This window comes from Pseudarthrobacter sp. TRD_SC_9 (assembly GCF_055361265.1).
Genome location: NZ_CM143956.1, coordinates 3,446,698 through 3,463,844 on the forward strand (window position 1 = coordinate 3,446,698; position 17,147 = coordinate 3,463,844).

Genomic DNA, 17,147 nt, shown 5'->3' on the forward strand with positions numbered 1-17,147 from the left:
AGGTTCGCGACAGCAGCCGCTTACCTTGCCGTTCAATGCTGGTTCCAGTCCACCAACCAGGACTACGACCACAACGCCGCTCAGCGGCAGAACGAGGATCACTAATAATGTTGAACGGAAAAAAGATCGCACTCGGGGCCAGCACAGCTGCTGTTGCACTGGGAGTCAGCCTTGGGGCGACCGGAATGGCCTGGGCTACCACCACGACGCCGGCTCCTTCCGCGTCGTCGTCCGCCACCGCCGAATCCCCCAACGGCATCGGAACCAGGGGCGACGGTATGACGGAAGGGCGGGGCGGCCACGGACCCGTGGGTGGGGTCAACGCTGCGGACCTCGCCACAAAGCTCGGCGTCGACGAGACCTCAGTCAGTGACGCGCTCCAGGCAGCCAGGGACGCAGCCAAGGCCTCCGGCACCGGAACAGACGAGAAGCCCGACCGCGAAGCGATGGAAGCATCGCTCACCGCATCACTTGCCGCCTCTCTCGGACTGGACGAGGTAACCATCCAGACCGCAATCGACGAGCTGAAAGCCGAAAAGCAAGCCGAACGCACGGCGGCAGTGCAGGAACGCCTCGACGCTGCAGTCACCGAAGGTTCCCTCACACGGGCCGAGGCCGACGGTGCCGCCAAGGCGGTTGAACTCGGCCTACTTGGCGGCGGAGGACGCGGCTAACAGTTCCAGCAGCCCACCACCAGCACCACCAGCATGAAGGAGGCCCCTGTTACGCAGGGGCCTCCTTAGCGCTGCAACTGTTCAGCAGATTGACGACGCACGGGAGCTTCCTCGATGGACGGTGTCCAGCTCACAGGCAGGTCACAGGCGCAGGCTAATTCAGGAACAGGGTCAGGCTATTGACTCTTCCTATGACTACTTCAACTCTTTCCCCCATGCGCCGGTTCTGGATGAGCTTCGCGTCGTCGGTCGCCGCTCTCACACTTGCAGGTTCCCTCGCCGCCTGCAGCACGGCCACCGACTCCTCCACTATCGGCACCGGCGCCTCAGCCGTTGCCGAGTCACCAGCAACCGCAAGCGCTGCCGTTGGAGTGACCGCGCCGGCGGACGGGAACACGGTTGGCGCGACGACGACGGCGGAAACTATCACGAACACCGCAACCGCGGCGGCAGCGTTCTACGCCACCCTCACAACAGAGCAGAAGCAACAGACGTTGTACGCCTACGACGACGCTGCCAAGACCACCTCCTGGTCCAACTTCCCCGTGACCTTCGTAGAACGGGCCGGGGTTAACCTGGCTGACCTCACGGAGGAACAGCAGACTGCGGCTCTGGCCGTCCTCGAGTCGCTGCTCAGTGATGACGCCTACGCGGAAGTCACCGGGATCATGGACGGCGACCAGTATCTGCTGGAAAACAGCACGAGCCCCGAGGCTTCGCTCGGCCAGTACTACATTGCGTTCTTCGGCGACCCCTCCGACACCAGCGCGTGGGAGGTTCAGTTCGGCGGGCACCACCTCGGCATCAACGCCACACTCGACGGCAGCACTGATGCCATTACGTTCGCCCCCACGCACCTCGGCTCCCAACCCGCCGTCTACACCGCCGCTGACGGTATCGAAGTCCAGCCGTCGGCGGGGATGTACGAGACCGCATTTGCGTTCTATGAAAGCCTTGACGCTCAACAGCAGGCCGCGCTCTACCAGGGCACACAGGTCTCCAACCTGACCTGCGCCCCCGGCGGCACGTGCGACTACCCCATTGGGACAGGGCTCGCCGGCTCCGACCTCACGGACGACCAAAAGCAGCTCCTGCTCGACGTCATCGCGAACTGGGTCGGACTTGCTGACGAGCAAACCACCGCTGACGCCCTCACCGCAATCGAGGCGACCCTCGATGAGACTTACATCAACTGGTCCGGGGCCACCGTCTTCGACATGAACCAGGGAGACGGCATCTACTTCCAGATCTCCGGACCCAACGTCTTCATCGAATTCTCCAACCAGCAAGGATCAGCAGGCGCTGACGTCACCGGTGTCGTTACCGGCGGATGGGGCCACATCCACAGCATCTACCGGGATCCCACCAACGACTACGCCGGCAGCGTCATGCAGGAAGAAGGCACCGGCACGATGGGCGGCGGCATGGGCACCCCCGGCGGCACACCGCCCAACGGATGATAGGCAACCAACAAAACAGGGCCATTCGGGCCCAAGTATCCGGGTCCACTGCGCCCTTCAGTGCAACTAGGCTGTCGCTTACAGACCGATCCACGCATTCCCGGGGGAAAATGAAAACAACAGCCGTTACAGCTGCCGCCACGGCTGCCCGCACCTTCCGTCAAACCGCAGCCCTGATCCCGATGCTGCTGCTCGCCGTCGTATTGTGTCTGGTTCCGATGCTGGTCACGGCGGAGGCCGCCCGGGCAGAGCCACCCTCGGAGGTGGTGGTGGAGGATACTGCCGGCGCGCTGTATCTGCCGCAACTCCAGCCTGCCCTGGCAGAAATCTCCTTCTATCAGCCGACTAAAGTTGCGGTCTTCACCAGGGCCGGCCGCTCCAGCGACAACCTCAATGAGGAAGTACTCCGCTACGCGCGCGCCGAACATCCCGAGTGGCTCAGTCCGGACGGCCAGAAGTGGGCTGACGGACTGTTTGTCTTCGCGCTGGACAGCACCGGACGCCAGGTTGGTACCTACTTTGGCGAGGACCGGAAGGTCCCGCTGGATGATCAGGAAGCCATCCAGGAGGACGGCAAGGATCTGTTCCGGGAGGCCCAGTGGACGGACGGAACACTGGCCGCCGTGCGTTCAGCCGCGTCCCGCATCGGCAGGCCCTGGTACCTTCACCCGGGCACCCTGTGGGCTAGCGGAATCGGGGCGGCCGGCCTCCTTGCCGGATTCGGAATCCGCGCCGGCATCCGTGCAGGAAACCGGCGCAAGTTCCAGGAAGCACTCGACGCCGGTGACCGATCGTATGCCTCCGTTACCCTCCGCCTGGATGAAACCGAGGTGAACGCCTCGACCATCCCCGCTGACTCCACCTACGGCTCACAGGTGCTTGAGAAGTGGCATACCTTGTCTGCCCGACTGCATGACGCAACCAGGCAACGCGAACTCCTGGGTGCCCTGGGATCCAAAGAACGGTCCGTCAAGGCCAACGTGAACAGAGCCGTAGAGTTCCAGCAGGTGACAACAGAACTTGACGGTCTAGACGACGCCATCGCAGACTCCAACGCCCTGCTGAACCTTCACTCATCCTGGCGGGAGGCCTGGCGGAACCAGAGCGCCGATCTGGTGGCAGAGCACAGCGAAGTGGACGGGATGCTCAAGCGCGGCAGCACCAAAGGCAGCCCCGAAACTGCCGCAGCCCTGCGGGCCCATTCGGCTGCGGCCCTGACACGGATAGCCGCCTTTGAAGCCGGTCTGGACAGCCGCACCGTTACCCCGGACGCGGCGCTTGACGGGCTCAAGGCAGAGCGGGAGAAAATCGCCGCCCTCCTGGAACAGCACGCCGACGCCGTTATCACCGCCAATACTCGAACACAGCGGGAAGCGGAACTGATGCGCGAAAAGATGGACGAAACCGCCAGGAACCAGTGGCACACCAAACGTTACAGAGGCAGCATCGTGGACATCGCCTACCCCAGGATGCCGATAGTCTCCGTGGTTGGCTTCAGTGGAGGTGTGGACGCCGGCCGAGATGCCGTGGCATCCTCCCGGTCCTCGTCCTCGTCCGGGAGCAGCACTGGTTATGGCTCCAGTGGCGGCAGCTTTTCAGGATCTGGCAGCTCGTCCAGGTTCTGACGCCCCAGGGATGTCCGGAAAAGTTACTCAGGCCTGCACGTCAGCCGTCAGGCGTGCGCCGTTGAAGTACTCGAGCTGCCAGCCGTCAGTGACGTGGTGGTGGGCCAGGTTGAGCACGGCATTGTCCACGCTGTCCAGCGTTTGGCCGAGCGCCATGTTGAGCGTCAGCCGGATGAGTGAACCATGGGCCACCACCAGCACGCGCTGGCCCGGAAATTCCTTGGCCAGCGTCTCCAACGCTGACAGGCCACGGGAGGCGGCGCTCTCCTCACTTTCTGCCCCCAGGAAACCGCCGGGGAGACGCAGGGCGTCCAGCTCGGGGCCGTCCTGCATTCCCTCAGCTTCCCCGTAGCTGCGCTCCCTGAGGTCCGCCAGGCGCCTGGTCACGGCAAGGCCAAGGCCTTCGGCGATGATGTCAGCAGTTTCCGCAGCCCGGCTAAGCGGCGAGGACACTACGGCGTCCCATTCGTACCCCGAAAGGGCGGCCACGGCGTCCCGGGCCTGGCCGCGACCGACGTCATTTAGGGGGATGTCAGTGGTTCCCTGCAGGCGTCGCTGCGCGTTCCAGTCGGTTTGGCCATGGCGGACGAGGGCGAAAGTGGTGAGGGTCATGCCTTCCATTGTTGTCCATGGCGGCGCGTGTGTCCTCCCCGGATTCCTGTCGAATGAATCACAGACATCTCCGCAGAGAGAGAACAGCATCCGTGCTAGATCAGCATCGCGTCGCGGACCGTCGCGGCAGAGTCCGCACCACCCCGGCCCGTGGAGGAGACCCTCCCCGCGGCGAGCACGCAGTAGCTGTCCGCTGCCTGCAGCGCGAAGCCGATGTGCTGTTCCACCAGGAGCACGCGCATCCCGCTGCGCTGGGACAGCTTGATGATGGTCGCTTCGATCTCTGCAACCACGTTGGGCTGGATGCCTTCGGTGGGTTCGTCCAGGATCAGGAGCGTGGGCTGGGTAATCAGCGCCCGGGCAATGGCCAGCTGTTGCCGCTGGCCGCCGGACAGCAGTCCGGCTCGGCGGGACAGCAGCGGTTTGAGGGCAGGGAACATGTCCAGCGCCTCGGCCACACGTTCGCCGCCGTTTTTGCGTCCGTCCGCCACCAGCTGCAGATTTTCCAAAGCACTGAGCTGCCCGAACGACTGCTGGCCCTGCGGGACGTAGGCCATCCCGCGGGCAACCCGCTGGTGCGGCCGCAGCCCGGCCAGGTCCTCGCCGTCCAGTTTTATGGTCCCGCGGCTGGGTTTGAGAAGTCCGACGACGGCACGCAGCAGGGTGGTTTTGCCGGCGCCGTTGTGGCCCAGGATGGAGACCACGCTGCCGTTCGGCACTGTGAGGTCAACTCCGGAGATCACCTGGGTGCGCCCGTACCCTGTTTGCAGTCCGCTAATTTCCAGCATCAGTGGCCGTCCCTTCCTGACGTTCTGGTGTGGTGGTGGTGGCCGTGGAGGCTGTGGTGCCCAGGTAAACGTCCTGCACCTTTTTGTCCGCCTGCACCTGTGCAACGCTTCCTTCGCTGAGGACTTTTCCGGCAGCCAGTACTGTCACCGAGGTGGCGTACTCGCGGACAAAGTCCATGTCATGTTCGATCACCAAAGTAATTCGACTGGCCGCGATGCGGCGGAGCAACTGGCCGGTCTGTTCCCGCTCGTCCTGGCTCATTCCCGCGATGGGCTCATCCAAAAGAAGCAGGTCCGAGTTCTGAACCAGGAGCATGCCGATCTCCAGCCACTGTTTCTGGCCATGGGCCAGGATGCCGGCCTGCTTGTCTGCCAGGTCTTCCAGGCCGATAATTTCCAGCGCTTCGGCGACTGCCGGCTCCACGGCCTTCCGCCGGCGCAGCATTTGCCGCGCCGTACGGCCGGATCCTGCTGCGATATCCAGGTTTTGCAGCACGGAGAGGTTTTCAAACACGCTGGCGGTCTGGAAGGTGCGCCCCACTCCGAGTTTGGCGATTTGGTGCACCTTGCGGCCCAGGATCTCCTTGCCCGTGTGGTTCACGGAACCTGTAGCAGGAACCAGACCCGTGATGGCGTCGATGACTGTGGTTTTGCCGGCGCCATTGGGACCGATCAGGAACCGGAGGTCACCCTGGATGACGTCCAGGTCTACGTTGTCCACGGCAAGGAAACCGTCGAAGGACACGGACAGGCCCCGCACTTCGAGGTACTTTGGCCGGCCGCGGAGGCCACCGGCGCGCGGTTCGCCTTCGGGGAGCATGGTTGTTGCCGTCATCGGCTGACCTCTTCCGGTACAGGTTCCAGGTTGGTGGTGGCGCCGCCGGCAGGACCGGGAGGTGCCGCCGTCGGGCTTTCCTTTGTGCTGCGTCCCTCACCCCGCCAACGGCCCACCAGCCCGGGCAGCGATGCCAACCCGCCGGGCATAAAGCCGACTACCAGGACGAACAGCAGGCCCTGGAAGTAGACCCAGAACGACGGGAAAGTGGAGGACAGGCCGGACTGCGCCGCGGCAACACCGATGGCTCCCAGCACAGGACCCAACAGAGTGGAGCGGCCGCCGATTGCCACGCCGATCAGGAACGCAATGGACGGGATAACGCCTACATCTGCCGGCGAAATGATGCCCACGATCGGTACAAACAGCGCCCCTGCGATGCCGGCCATCACGGCTGCCACCACGTACACCACGGTTTTGATGGTGGCCGGATCGTAGCCAAGGAAGCGTACCCGTTCCTCCTGGTCGCGGACGGCCACCAGCAGTTCGCCGAAGCGGCTGTACATCAGCTGCCGCGCCACCGCGATGGAAAGCAGCAGGACAACGGCGGCGATGAGGTACAGCATCACCTTGTTACCGGGATCCTGCAGGTCGTAACCGAAAAAGGACCTGAAGCCGTTGAGCCCGTTTGAGCCGCCCGTGGTGGCTTGCTGGCCGATCAGGAAGACGGCAAACGCCGCCGCCAGCGCCTGGCTGAGGATCGCAAAGTAGGCGCCTTTGACTCGGCGTTTGAAGATTGCCAGGCCCAGGATGAGTGCCACCAGGCCCGGAACCAGTACGACGGCGGCAATGGTCACCACCGGGCTGCGGAACGGTTCCCACCAGCCGGGGACCTGGCCGCTGCCGTACAGCGCCATGAAGTCCGGTACGCCGGAACCGCCAAAGAGCGAGGCATCGGCCAGTTTCATGTGCATGGCCATGATGTAGGCACCGAGGCCGAAGAACACACCTTGGCCGAGCGTCAGCATGCCGCCTCGCCCCCAGGCCAGTCCGATGCCGACCGCCACAATCGCGAAGCAGAGGAACTTCCCCAGCAGGCCGAGATTAAAGGTGGACAGCAGGGCCGGGGCGGCCACCAGCAGGAGCAGCGCACCCACGATGAAGCCAACTGCCGTTCCGCGCGGGCCGCGTAGGCCGCGTAGGCCGCGTAGCAAGGCGATCATGCCAGGCTCCTTGTCTTGAGGCTGAAGATGCCCTGCGGCCGGAGCTGCAGGAACACCACAATCACCAGCAGGATGAGCACCTTGCCGATGCTCGCCGTCGTCGAGTATTCAAAGACGGACTGCAGGACGCCCAGTGTGAAGGCCGCGATGACAGCACCCTTGATCTGGCCGATGCCGCCTGCCACCACCACCAGGAAAGCGTCAACGATGTAGTTGGTTCCGAGGTACGGGCTGGTGGAGCCGATCAGAGTGACCGCCACACCGGCGATCCCCGCCAGGCCAGAGCCGATGAAGAACGTGAGCTGGTCCGTCCGCCGGCTGGAGATGCCGCTGGTTTCCGCCAGGTCGCGGTTCAGCACTACCGCCCGGATGCGCCGTCCCAACGGAGTGGCCTTCAGCAGCAGGGCCAGGACCGCCAGGCAGAACAGCGAAAGCAGGAGGATGAACAGCCGGGTGAGCGGAAGCGGCGCGCCAAGCATTTCGATGTTGCCTTGCAGCCACCCCGGTGCCCGGACGTCAACGCTGGGGGCCCCGAAAATGTCCCGCGCGGCCTGCTGGAGGATCAATGCCACCCCGAAGGTCACCAGCAAAGTGTCCAGCGGCCGGTGGTACATGCGGCGCAGCAGGACCGCTTCCAGCACCAGCCCCAGCAAACCTCCCACCAGGAAGCCCACCGGAATGGAAACCAGCAGTGAGACGCCCGCATCGGCGATGCTCTGCTGCACCACAAAGGCTGTGTAGGCGCCAGCCATCATGAATTCGCCGTGTGCCATGTTGATGACGCCCATTTGGCCGAAGGTCAGCGAGAGTCCCAGGGCTGCAAGCAGCAGCACCGAGCCAAGACTGAGTCCGGCGAACATCTGCCCTATCAGGAGTTCCATTCCGGGAGGCCTTTCTTCCGGGAAGTTGCGGTGTTTCGGTGGTTAGCGGCGAACGCGGGTTAGCTGCCCAGGCCCTTGGCCCAGTCGTAGGTCTCCAGGAACGGGTCCGGTTCCACCGGTTCCGGCGAGGACCAGACCGTGTCGATGAGCCCGTCCGCGTTGATTTTGCCGATGCGCGGGGTCTTGGTGATGTGGTTGTTGTCCCCGTTGACCGTCACGGTTCCTTCGGGTGCCTCGAAGCTCACGCCGTCCGCTGCCTCCTGGACCTTGTCGACGTCGAACGATCCGGCCTTTTCCACCATCGCCTTCCACAAGTACAGGGAGGTGTAGGCCGCTTCCATGGGGTCGCTGGTGACGCGGTTCGCGCCGTACTTGGCCTTGAACGCGGCTACGAACTTCGTGTTGGCCGGGGTGTCCAGCGTCTGGTAATAGTCCCAGGCGGTCAGCTGCCCCTGGACGTTTTCCAGTCCGACGCCGGGGACTTCTTCTTCGGCGATGGATACCGACACCACGGGCATGGTGTCCGCGGTCAAGCCCACGCTCTTGTACTGGCGGAAGAAGGCCACGTTGCTGTCACCGTTGAGGGTGTTGAAAACGGCGTCGGCCTTGGAATCGCGGACCTTGTTGACGATCGTGGAGAACTCCGTGGAGCCCAGGGGTGCATATTCCTCCCCGAGGACTTCCATGCCCTTGGCCTTGGCATAGGCCTGGATGATCTTGTTGGCCGTCCGGGGGAACACGTAGTCGCTGCCCACCAGGAACAGGGACTTGGTGCCCTGCTCGGCCAGGTAGTCAAGGGCCGGGATGATCTGCTGGTTGGTGGTGGCTCCGGTGTAGAAAATGTTCTCGGAAGCCTCAAGTCCTTCGTACTGCACCGGGTAGAACAGCAGCGCGTCGTTAGCTTCGAAGACGGGGAGCATGGCCTTCCTGCTGGATGAGGTCCAGCCGCCGAAGACGGCGGCGGTGCAGTCCTGCTGGATGAGCTTGCCGGCCCGTTCGGCGAACTTGGTTGGCTCGCTGGCGCCGTCCTCGCTGATCACGGTGAGCTGTTTGCCCAGGACGCCACCTGTTGCGTTGATCTCCTCTGCCGCCAGGGACAGCGAGTCAAAGACGGTGCTTTCGCTGATGGCCATGGTTCCGGACAGTGAGTTGATGAAACCTACTTTGACGCTGCTTCCTGACGTGTCTACGCAGGAGGTTGCGGTGCTTGCTGTGGACCCTGCCGCCGCCGGGTCTGAGATTTGGCTTCCACAACCCGCCAGTGCCGCTGCCATCAGGCCTGCGGTTACCGGATAAAGTGCGCGCTTCTTGACCGAAACTTTCATGTTTAACCCGTTTCTCACTCCGCCGCTGCAGCCAAGGCAGCGGGACGCCTCCGGGGCCATAAGGACACTGACCCGTTGCGCTAAACGTATGGGTCGAATGTTTCAGGGCGCTCGCTGATTCGTTTCAGGGTGATTTCGGAATAGGTGATGTTTCGGGCTCGGAGGGCGGCCGGTCAGATGACTTCCCCGAAGACCTGCGGAAGTTCGGCTCCTGAGAATTAACGTCCAGGAAACGCGCTGGGCGTAACGTGGCCGGCTCCCCCGGACACAAAGCAGCAGGTCAAACGGTCAGGGCAGCGGGCAGGACATCTCCAGCTCTGTCTGGCTCGGGTCGAGGTCGTAGGGCCTCCTGGTACCGGTGAAACTAAACCCGTTGTGCAGGTAAAACCGCTGGGCACGGGGGTTGTCTTCATGCACTTCCAACCGGAGCACGCGTCCCCGGTCTCCGGCCCAGGCCTTGATCGCGTCAAGCAGGGCGCCCGCTACGCCGTGAGCACTTCCCCGGAACTCCGGCGTCACGTATACGCCAACGAGCAGCGGGTACTGCGCACCTTCCGGAATGTAGCAGCCCATGGTCCCTACCCAGCGGCCATCTTCAGCAACTGCAACAAGTGCAGTACCTGATTCCGCCTGCCCCCGGGCGCCCCGAAGCCGCCAGTCCTGCTCGCTGAGTTGCAGGGCATCCTGCAGAGATTCAGCGAATGCCATCGGCTCGTCCACCAGCATTTCGAGGCGAAGGTCCCGCACCTGGCGCCAGTCCTCGGCCCTGGTAGCCCGTATGGTGATGGTCATTAAAGCCTGCCCCCCGTATCCGTCGTTTTGACGACAGTTTAGTTCCGCAGTTCCCCCAGCTTGTACGCGGAGACTGGCCTAGGCTGGGGCCATGGCCATCCTTCACAAAGCAACCTTGACCCCTTCAAAGCTTCAGCTCATCGAGCAATTCCTGCCTCTGCAGCCGTGGTTCACCCAAGGAAGCATGGATTCGTCCCCTCAACTCCTGGGCGCCTACCGCTTTGACGATCCGGACGGCGAAGTCGGGCTGGAGACGCACCTCGTCTCCCACGCCGGCACCGTCTACCAGGTCCCGTTGAGCTACCGCGACTCCGAGCTGCCGGGCGCCGAGGCGTGGCTCGCCGGCACCATGGACCACTCGGTGTTGGGCAAGCGGTGGGTCTACGACGCCTGCGCCGATCCCGTCTACGCCACTGCCCTCTCCGATGCGATCCTGCTGGGTCAGGAAGAGGCGGAGCAGTTCGTCCAGGCGGACGGGAAGCTGGAACCCCGCCCCAGCACAGTCAGTATCAAGGGAAGTGGAACGCCCGACGGCGGGATCCCCACCGACGAGCCGACGCTCAGTCCCGCAACGCCCACCACTGAAAACCGCGTCACTGTCATTGATGCCGGAAGGATGCAGCTCTTCGTCTTCCGGGTCCTGGACCTGGACGCGGCGCCTGCAGAACCGGGGCTGAACGGTACCTGGGCGGGACAGGAACTTCCCGTCCCCCTCGCGACGCTGGTGCAGGTAAAAGAGATCTAGTGTCCGTCTACAGCATCGAGACGAAGCGCTTGCGGCTGCGCCGCATGGCGGATGAGGATCTGGACCGGATGGCTGGCCTCCTGGGCGATCCGGAGGTTATGCGCCACTACCCCGCGCCCAGAACCCGCACCGAGGCTCAGCGATGGATCGACTGGAACAAGCGCAACTATGCCGAATACGGCTTCGGGCTCTGGATCGTGGAGACCAAGGAAGGCCGCTTCCTGGGCGACTGCGGACTAACCATGCAGGTGGTGGACGGGATTTCCGAGGTCGAGGTGGGGTACCACATCCTTCCTGAGCACCAGGGCCTTGGCTACGCCAGCGAGGCTGCAGCGGGCTGTCTGAATTTCGCAGGGCAGGCGGGAATCGGCCGGGTTGTGGCTATCATCAATCCGGCCAACTTTCCGTCCCAGCGGGTAGCTGTCAAATGTGGCCTGGTGCTGGAAAAACGCACAAAAGCAGACGGCCTGGAGCAGCTCATCTTCGCCGGCAGCCCGGCTTCACTGCTTAGGTCGCCACACCACAACGGCCTGTGACCTGGCCCGGGGGCGCTGGCCGCGGGCCAGGCTGACGACGTCGCCAGCTGCTCCCGCTGCGAAGATGCGGGAGTCCAGGGGCTGGCGGCGCCGGACGTTAAGTTCCTCGGTGAGCTCGGCGACCCGGTTCTGCAGCGCAGCCACCTGGTTCTCCAGCTGAAGGATCCGCTTGATGCCCTCCAGAGAGACGCCTTCTTGGGACAGCCGTTGGATTTCCCGGAGCATATTGACGTCACGCTGGGAGTACCGCCGGGATTTGCCCGGGGCACGCCGCGGTGAAACGAGGCCAAGGCGGTCGTACTGCCGGAGGGTTTGCGGGTGCATGTCCGCCAGTTCCGCAGCCACCGAGATCACGAAGATCGGCTGATCAGCACTGATGTTCATGACCGTCCCGCCTTACAACCGGGCTTTGGCGGCGAGACCCTCACGGACGTCGGCATCGGCGGTAGCCTCGGCGAACGCCCGCACAGCCTCCTCCGCAGCCTTGTTAAGATTGCCGGGAACTGCGACGTCGATAGTCACCAGAAGGTCTCCGGTTCCCTTTGAGGTCTTCACGCCGTGGCCCTTGACCCGGAGCGTGCGCCCGGACGGGGTCCCGGCAGGAACACGGACCCGAACCCGCTCGCCGTCGAACGTCGGCACCTCAATCTCCGCCCCCAGAGCAGCTTCTGCAAAGGTGACCGGGACGTGGATGCGGAGGTTGTCGCCGTCGCGCGTGTAGAAGGGGTGCGGCTTGACCGAAACCTGGACCATCAGGTCGCCGTTCCCCGCGGCACCGGGCTGACCCTTGCCCCGGACACGGACCTTCTGGCCGTCCTTGATGCCGGGCGGAACACGGACATCGATGACCTCACCGTTGGGCTCTCGCAGACCAATGGTTGTGCCTCTGATAGAGCCGGCGAAGGAAATACTGGTGGTTGCGGTCCGGTCGGCACCCTTTTGCGGGGTGCGCTGGTATCCCGCTGGACCACCAAAACCCCCGTTGCCAAACAAGTCAGCGAACTCGGGCGGGATGCCGCCGGCAGTGCCGAAACCGCCGGCATGGCGTCCGGCATTGCCGGTGAACAGGCCGCCGAACATGTCCTCAAAGCCTGCATTGCCACCGGGACCGGCACCGCCGGGAGCGAACCGGGCTCCGCCGCCCATGGCCCGGATGGCGTCATACTGCTGGCGCTCTTCGGGGTCCGACAGGACGGAGTAGGCCTCGGAGATGTCCTTGAACTTCTTCTCCGACGCACTGTTGCCCGAATTGGTGTCAGGGTGGTGCTCGCGCGCTAGCTTCCGGTAGGCCTTCTTGATATCGGCGTCGGAAGCGTCCTTGGCAACACCAAGGATCTTGTAAAAGTCCTTGTCCACCCAATCCTGGCTAGCCAATGGCGTTTCCTTTCAAAGTTGTGGGTCGGTGGTTGAGCCTGTCGAGATCGGGGTTTCGACAAGCTCAACCACCGGGTAGGTGGTTGAGTCTCTTTAGTTTTGACAAGCTCAACCATCGAGACTCAACCACCGGGGTAGTACTACGCCGGAACTGCGACGATGACCTGGGCCGCGCGGAGGACGCGGTCGCCCGTTTTGTAGCCTGAGCGAAGCACCTGGCTGACGGTGTCAACCTCGATGTCCTCGCCTGGCTGCTGGATGAGGGCCTCGTGGATGGTCGGATCGAACTCCACGCCGGTCTCATCGATACGGACCAGGTTGTACGTCTTCAGCGCATTTTCCAACTTGGCGGCGATCGCGGCGAAGGGGCCGTCCTCGAGGTCGCCGTGCTGGCGGGCGGCATCGATGTCGTCCAGTACCGGAAGCAGCGAGTTCAGGACGCCGATGACGGCCATCTCCCCTGCCACGGCACGGTCGCGTTCGACGCGCTTGCGGTAGTTGACGTACTCGGCCTGCAGCCGGAGAAGGTCATTCTTCAGTTCAGCCGCTTCAGCGGTGGTTGCGCCTGCAGGAACCCCCTGGGCCACGGATTCCTCGGCGGGCACCTGGATGCCGTTGAGGATTTCCTCGGCCTGGGCGAGGGCGTCGGTCTCGACGGTCTCGACAGGCTCGACCACCGGAGAGGCGGGCTGGCCCGCGGGAGACTCCGGGTGCCGTGCCTTGCCGGTCACCGGGTCGACCTTGCGGTTGTCCCGGATGACCGGCTCCTGGCGTCCGGACTGCTCCCGATCCTCTTGGGTCTCGACAGGCTCGACCACCGGATCGTGCTCTTCCTCGTTACCGTGATGGGGCATAATTACTTCTTCACTTCGTCTTCGTCGATGATTTCGGCATCCACGATGTCTTCATCGGAACTGGCGGACGCGCCGTCGGACGAGGCCCCCTCAGCACCTTCAGCGCCGGCGTCGGCCGGAGCCGCCTGGGCGTAAATTGCTTCGCCCAGCTTGCTCTGCGAGGCCTGCAGCTTCTCGAAAGCGTTCTTCACGGCTGCGTCGTCGGTGCCTTCCAGCGCCTTCTTGAGATCGTCGACGTCGGCCTGCACCTCGGTCTTGACCTCTTCCGGGAGCTTGTCGGCGTTGTCGGCGATGAGCTTGTCCACCGAGTACGCCAGCTGTTCGGCAGTGTTGCGGGTGTCGGTCGCCTCGCGGCGGGCCTTGTCCTCTGCTGCGTGCTCCTCGGCGTCCCGGACCATGCGGTCGATGTCCTCCTTGGAGAGCGCCGTTCCGCCGGTGATGGTCATCGACTGTTCCTTACCGGTGCCCTTGTCCTTGGCGGACACGTGGACGATGCCGTTGGCGTCGATGTCGAAGGTGACCTCGATCTGCGGAATGCCACGGGGAGCCGGGGCGATGCCGGTCAGTTCGAACGTGCCCAGCGGCTTGTTGTCGCGGGTGAATTCACGTTCGCCCTGGAAGACCTGGATGGCCACGGACGGCTGGTTGTCATCGGCCGTGGTGAAGGTTTCGGAACGCTTCGTGGGAATAGCAGTGTTGCGCTCGATCAGGTGCGTCATCACGCCACCCTTGGTTTCGATACCAAGGGACAGCGGGGTGACGTCGATGAGCAGGACGTCCTTGCGCTCGCCCTTCAGCACGCCAGCCTGGAGGGCTGCACCAACGGCTACAACCTCATCCGGGTTCACGCCCTTGTTCGGTTCCTTGCCGCCGGCCAGTTCCTTGACCAGGTCGAAGACGGCGGGCATACGGGTGGAGCCGCCGACCAGGACGATGTGGTCGATGTCGGAAAGCTTGATGCCGGCTTCCTTGATGACGTCGTGGAACGGCTTCTTGGTGCGCTCGAGCAGGTCCTTGGTGAGGTCCTGGAACTTGGCGCGGGTGAGCTGCTCGTCCAGGTGGACCGGGCCGTCGGGGGTGACAGACAGGTACTGGAGGGAGACGTTGGTGCTGGTGGAGGAGGAGAGTTCCTTCTTTGCCTGCTCGGCAGCTTCACGCAGACGCTGCAGGGCGATCTTGTCCTTGGAGAGGTCAATGCCCTTGACCTTGAGCTGGTTCAGCAGGTATTCAACAACGCGCTGGTCCCAGTCGTCGCCGCCCAGGCGGTTGTCGCCTGCCGTGGAGCGGACCTGGATGGTGGAGAAATCGTCTTCATCCTTGCCGACTTCCAGCAGGGAGACGTCGAACGTACCGCCGCCGAGGTCGAACACGAGGATGAGTTCGTCTTCCTTGCCCTTGTCCAGGCCGTAAGCCAAGGCGGCCGCGGTGGGCTCGTTGACGATGCGCAGGACGTTCAGGCCTGCGATCTCGCCGGCTTCCTTGGTGGCCTGGCGCTCGGCGTCATTGAAGTAGGCGGGAACGGTGATCACTGCATCGGTGACCCTTTCACCGAGGTAGCTCTCGGCGTCGTTCTTCAGCTTCATGAGGATACGCGCGGAAATTTCCTGCGGCGTGTACTTCTTGTCATCGATCGATACGTTCCAGTCAGTGCCCATGTGGCGCTTGACCGAAGCGATGGTGCGGTCGATGTTGTTGACGGCCTGGCGCTTGGCGATTTCGCCAACCAGGACTTCGCCGGACTTTGAGAAAGCAACTACCGACGGCGTGGTGCGGCCACCCTCGGCGTTGGCAATAACGGTGGGCTCGCCACCTTCGAGAACGGAGACAACGGAGTTGGTGGTTCCGAGGTCAATACCTACTGCACGTGACATGTGATGCTTCCTTCTTTCTTGGAAACTTGCTGCGGCGCTCAATCCTTGAGCGTTCTGCACTCAAGGTTACTCGAGGACGTCGCGATGTCAATAAAAGTTGAGTCAGGTCCGCTCAACTTTAGCGGGAAAGTCCGACGGCGTTGGGAGACTTCCCTGAATTGGCAAGGGTTTTGAACACGTTAAAGTACGCTGAAAAGCCTTCCGCTGTCCGCGAACACTCAGAGGCAGCTGGCTACGGAGTTGGTTGCAGGGGAAGAAAGATCGACCCCTAGCTGCCTTCCCAAGGGCGCTCCTTCTTGGGGTACTTCTCGTGGCCTACCTGCCCCGCCTGCCCGTAATCGCCTTCGGGATATTCAGCATCCCCATCGCCTCCAGGCTCGGAACTGCTCACGGATCCACGATGCCCGGCCTTGCCGTAATCACCCTCCGGATACCCGCCCTCTTCCCGCGCCACCCCTGAGCTTTCGGATTCTCCTGCGCTGCCATAGTCCCCGGTCGTGTACCCACCTTCGTCGCCGGAGGCAGCACCCCCCGCCCTGCCGGCGTCCCCATAATCACCCTCGACGTAGTCGGCATCGTCGCCGGACGGGCTGCTGCCCGAGTCCTGCACCACATCACGCTCCTGGCCTCGATCCGGACCGGCGCCAAGAGTGTCGTCGGGGTCGAGGGGGTTCCTGCTTGATCCTGAATCGGTGTTCTCGCTCATGGCTTTCACTCCTCTGGATGGGGCATCTTCAGAACAAAAGAAAGTCTACTTACCATCAGCATCGGGCGACAGGGCTGTGAGTCCGGCCAGCCGGGCCAGATGCTCCACATGCTGGTCAAAGAGTTCATCATTAGCGCGGAAGGTATCCGGCCCATACTGGCCAAAGACCTCGAAGCTGACAGTGCCAAAAAGTGCAGTCCACACCAGCGTTCCCCGCGCCAGCATGGCATCGCTGAGCGCACCACCCAATTGCCCGCGGATTGCCTCAAAGTCAGCATGAAGGGCAGGTCCGACGGCGGGCGACCGCGACTCGGCAGGCAACCGTCCGCCCGCGGCGCGGTAGGCGTCATCCACTACCTTGATCAGCGCCCGCACCACCCTTGTTCCAGGCTCGGTGGTGCGCTCCTCCGGCGCTTTGTAGCCGGGAACCGGGCTGCCAAACAAAAGTCCATAGCGGGCAGGTTCACGCAGCGCCCAGGATCGGACGGCGTGGGCCAGGGCATCAAAGCGTCCCCGGTGGTCGCCTTCGGTGCGGGCGGCAATGGCGGCGTCAACTGCGTCGCCCAGTTCGTTGTACGCATCCACCAACAGGAGGGTCAGCAGCTCATCCCGGCTGTCGACATACCGATAGACGGCGGAGGACACCACTCCGAGGTCGCGGGCAACGGCCCGCAACGACAGCGCGGCGGCCCCCTGCTTGGCCAGATGTTCCCTGCCCAGCCGGATGATATCGGCGATCGTTTGGGCCCTGGCTCGAGCGCGGGGCGTAAGCGGGAGAACGGCAGACTCGGCGTCGGACATATCACCAAGCATGCCACGCAAAGGTCTCATCCGAGAGCACCGCAAGCGCTTGAGATCAGCGCTCTTGGCCTCCGGTCGGCCGGTGTCACGCCTGAGAGTTGCTGT

General features: G+C 63.5%; 18 protein-coding genes. 5 read left to right on the plus strand and 13 right to left on the minus strand.

Translation table 11 applies throughout. The features are described from left to right. The first annotated feature begins 107 nt into the window (after window positions 1-107). From ACWA13_RS16185 to ACWA13_RS16195, 3 genes are all read left to right on the plus strand, one after another. Window positions 108-674 (plus strand): hypothetical protein, encoded by a 567-nt coding sequence (locus tag ACWA13_RS16185; RefSeq protein WP_463935236.1) that lies wholly within the window; start codon window positions 108-110, stop codon window positions 672-674. Between the two features lie 191 nt (window positions 675-865). Continuing rightward, window positions 866-2,134 (plus strand): DUF3500 domain-containing protein, encoded by a 1,269-nt coding sequence (locus ACWA13_RS16190; protein WP_463935238.1) that lies wholly within the window; start codon window positions 866-868, stop codon window positions 2,132-2,134. A gap of 110 nt (window positions 2,135-2,244) precedes the next feature. Further along, window positions 2,245-3,759 (plus strand): DUF5129 domain-containing protein, encoded by a 1,515-nt coding sequence (locus ACWA13_RS16195; protein ID WP_463935240.1) that lies wholly within the window; start codon window positions 2,245-2,247, stop codon window positions 3,757-3,759. 27 nt (window positions 3,760-3,786) lie between these two features. Here ACWA13_RS16195 and ACWA13_RS16200 read toward each other — a convergent pair whose 3' ends face one another. The 7 genes from ACWA13_RS16200 to ACWA13_RS16230 form a co-directional block, all read right to left on the minus strand. Continuing rightward, window positions 3,787-4,380, minus strand: a complete 594-nt coding sequence (locus tag ACWA13_RS16200) for a histidine phosphatase family protein (protein ID WP_463935242.1) — start codon at window positions 4,378-4,380, stop codon at window positions 3,787-3,789. A gap of 86 nt (window positions 4,381-4,466) precedes the next feature. Then, window positions 4,467-5,159 carry an urea ABC transporter ATP-binding subunit UrtE gene (gene urtE / locus ACWA13_RS16205; protein ID WP_463935244.1) on the minus strand — a complete coding sequence of 231 codons (693 nt, stop codon included), beginning with the start codon at window positions 5,157-5,159 and terminating at the stop codon, window positions 4,467-4,469. Next, window positions 5,146-5,994: an urea ABC transporter ATP-binding protein UrtD gene (gene urtD / locus ACWA13_RS16210; protein ID WP_463935245.1), complete on the minus strand. Its 849-nt coding sequence runs from the start codon at window positions 5,992-5,994 to the stop codon at window positions 5,146-5,148. Before urtD ends, urtE begins: the two co-directional genes overlap by 14 nt. Continuing rightward, entirely contained in the window at window positions 5,991-7,157 is a 1,167-nt protein-coding gene (gene urtC / locus ACWA13_RS16215) for an urea ABC transporter permease subunit UrtC (protein WP_463935247.1), read from the minus strand. Before urtC ends, urtD begins: the two co-directional genes overlap by 4 nt. Then, window positions 7,154-8,038, minus strand: a complete 885-nt coding sequence (gene urtB, locus ACWA13_RS16220; protein WP_463935248.1) for an urea ABC transporter permease subunit UrtB — start codon at window positions 8,036-8,038, stop codon at window positions 7,154-7,156. Before urtB ends, urtC begins: the two co-directional genes overlap by 4 nt. A 59-nt stretch (window positions 8,039-8,097) precedes the next feature. Then, entirely contained in the window at window positions 8,098-9,363 is a 1,266-nt protein-coding gene (gene urtA, locus ACWA13_RS16225; protein WP_463935249.1) for an urea ABC transporter substrate-binding protein, read from the minus strand. Between the two features lie 288 nt (window positions 9,364-9,651). Beyond that, window positions 9,652-10,155, minus strand: a complete 504-nt coding sequence (locus tag ACWA13_RS16230; RefSeq protein WP_463935251.1) for a GNAT family N-acetyltransferase — start codon at window positions 10,153-10,155, stop codon at window positions 9,652-9,654. A 91-nt stretch (window positions 10,156-10,246) separates the two neighbouring features. Between ACWA13_RS16230 and ACWA13_RS16235 the strand changes: the two genes are divergently transcribed. Together ACWA13_RS16235 and ACWA13_RS16240 are read left to right on the plus strand one after the other, a co-directional pair. Then, a complete protein-coding gene (locus ACWA13_RS16235; RefSeq protein ID WP_463935252.1) occupies window positions 10,247-10,900 on the plus strand; it encodes a CG0192-related protein in 654 nt (217 codons plus the stop codon). Further along, window positions 10,900-11,436: a GNAT family N-acetyltransferase gene (locus tag ACWA13_RS16240; RefSeq protein WP_463935253.1), complete on the plus strand. Its 537-nt coding sequence runs from the start codon at window positions 10,900-10,902 to the stop codon at window positions 11,434-11,436. Before ACWA13_RS16235 ends, ACWA13_RS16240 begins: the two co-directional genes overlap by 1 nt. Here the strand turns inward: ACWA13_RS16240 and ACWA13_RS16245 are convergent. The 6 genes from ACWA13_RS16245 to ACWA13_RS16270 form a co-directional block, all read right to left on the minus strand. Further along, window positions 11,401-11,820 carry a heat shock protein transcriptional repressor HspR gene (locus tag ACWA13_RS16245; protein WP_463935255.1) on the minus strand — a complete coding sequence of 140 codons (420 nt, stop codon included), beginning with the start codon at window positions 11,818-11,820 and terminating at the stop codon, window positions 11,401-11,403. The two genes, ACWA13_RS16240 and ACWA13_RS16245, sit on opposite strands and share 36 nt — an antisense overlap. Before the next feature lie 12 nt (window positions 11,821-11,832). Then, window positions 11,833-12,810: a DnaJ C-terminal domain-containing protein gene (locus ACWA13_RS16250; protein WP_463935257.1), complete on the minus strand. Its 978-nt coding sequence runs from the start codon at window positions 12,808-12,810 to the stop codon at window positions 11,833-11,835. 140 nt (window positions 12,811-12,950) lie between these two features. Further along, window positions 12,951-13,664, minus strand: a complete 714-nt coding sequence (locus tag ACWA13_RS16255; RefSeq protein ID WP_463935258.1) for a nucleotide exchange factor GrpE — start codon at window positions 13,662-13,664, stop codon at window positions 12,951-12,953. Window positions 13,665-13,666: 2 nt separating this feature from the next. Then, window positions 13,667-15,535 (minus strand): molecular chaperone DnaK, encoded by a 1,869-nt coding sequence (gene dnaK / locus ACWA13_RS16260; RefSeq protein WP_463935259.1) that lies wholly within the window; start codon window positions 15,533-15,535, stop codon window positions 13,667-13,669. Window positions 15,536-15,803: 268 nt separating this feature from the next. Beyond that, on the minus strand, window positions 15,804-16,241 hold the full coding sequence (locus ACWA13_RS16265; RefSeq protein ID WP_463935260.1) for a hypothetical protein: 438 nt from the start codon (window positions 16,239-16,241) through the stop codon (window positions 15,804-15,806). A 45-nt stretch (window positions 16,242-16,286) separates the two neighbouring features. Then, window positions 16,287-17,054 (minus strand): TetR/AcrR family transcriptional regulator, encoded by a 768-nt coding sequence (locus tag ACWA13_RS16270; protein ID WP_463935262.1) that lies wholly within the window; start codon window positions 17,052-17,054, stop codon window positions 16,287-16,289. Between the last annotated feature and the right edge of the window lie 93 nt (window positions 17,055-17,147).

What these genes read in the sequence shown, in the direction of transcription:
- dnaK (WP_463935259.1), bottom strand. Translation starts at nt 15,535, where the DNA reads ATGTCACGTGCAGTAGGTATTGACCTCGGAACCACCAACTCCGTTGTC.
- ACWA13_RS16270 (WP_463935262.1), bottom strand. Translation starts at nt 17,054, where the DNA reads ATGCTTGGTGATATGTCCGACGCCGAGTCTGCCGTTCTCCCGCTTACG.
- urtA (WP_463935249.1), bottom strand. Translation starts at nt 9,363, where the DNA reads ATGAAAGTTTCGGTCAAGAAGCGCGCACTTTATCCGGTAACCGCAGGC.
- ACWA13_RS16255 (WP_463935258.1), bottom strand. Translation starts at nt 13,664, where the DNA reads ATGCCCCATCACGGTAACGAGGAAGAGCACGATCCGGTGGTCGAGCCT.
- urtC (WP_463935247.1), bottom strand. Translation starts at nt 7,157, where the DNA reads ATGATCGCCTTGCTACGCGGCCTACGCGGCCTACGCGGCCCGCGCGGA.
- ACWA13_RS16190 (WP_463935238.1), top strand. Translation starts at nt 866, where the DNA reads ATGACTACTTCAACTCTTTCCCCCATGCGCCGGTTCTGGATGAGCTTC.
- urtD (WP_463935245.1), bottom strand. Translation starts at nt 5,994, where the DNA reads ATGACGGCAACAACCATGCTCCCCGAAGGCGAACCGCGCGCCGGTGGC.
- ACWA13_RS16185 (WP_463935236.1), top strand. Translation starts at nt 108, where the DNA reads ATGTTGAACGGAAAAAAGATCGCACTCGGGGCCAGCACAGCTGCTGTT.
- ACWA13_RS16195 (WP_463935240.1), top strand. Translation starts at nt 2,245, where the DNA reads ATGAAAACAACAGCCGTTACAGCTGCCGCCACGGCTGCCCGCACCTTC.
- urtE (WP_463935244.1), bottom strand. Translation starts at nt 5,159, where the DNA reads ATGCTGGAAATTAGCGGACTGCAAACAGGGTACGGGCGCACCCAGGTG.
- urtB (WP_463935248.1), bottom strand. Translation starts at nt 8,038, where the DNA reads ATGGAACTCCTGATAGGGCAGATGTTCGCCGGACTCAGTCTTGGCTCG.
- ACWA13_RS16265 (WP_463935260.1), bottom strand. Translation starts at nt 16,241, where the DNA reads ATGAGCGAGAACACCGATTCAGGATCAAGCAGGAACCCCCTCGACCCC.
- ACWA13_RS16245 (WP_463935255.1), bottom strand. Translation starts at nt 11,820, where the DNA reads ATGAACATCAGTGCTGATCAGCCGATCTTCGTGATCTCGGTGGCTGCG.
- ACWA13_RS16230 (WP_463935251.1), bottom strand. Translation starts at nt 10,155, where the DNA reads ATGACCATCACCATACGGGCTACCAGGGCCGAGGACTGGCGCCAGGTG.
- ACWA13_RS16200 (WP_463935242.1), bottom strand. Translation starts at nt 4,380, where the DNA reads ATGGAAGGCATGACCCTCACCACTTTCGCCCTCGTCCGCCATGGCCAA.
- ACWA13_RS16235 (WP_463935252.1), top strand. Translation starts at nt 10,247, where the DNA reads ATGGCCATCCTTCACAAAGCAACCTTGACCCCTTCAAAGCTTCAGCTC.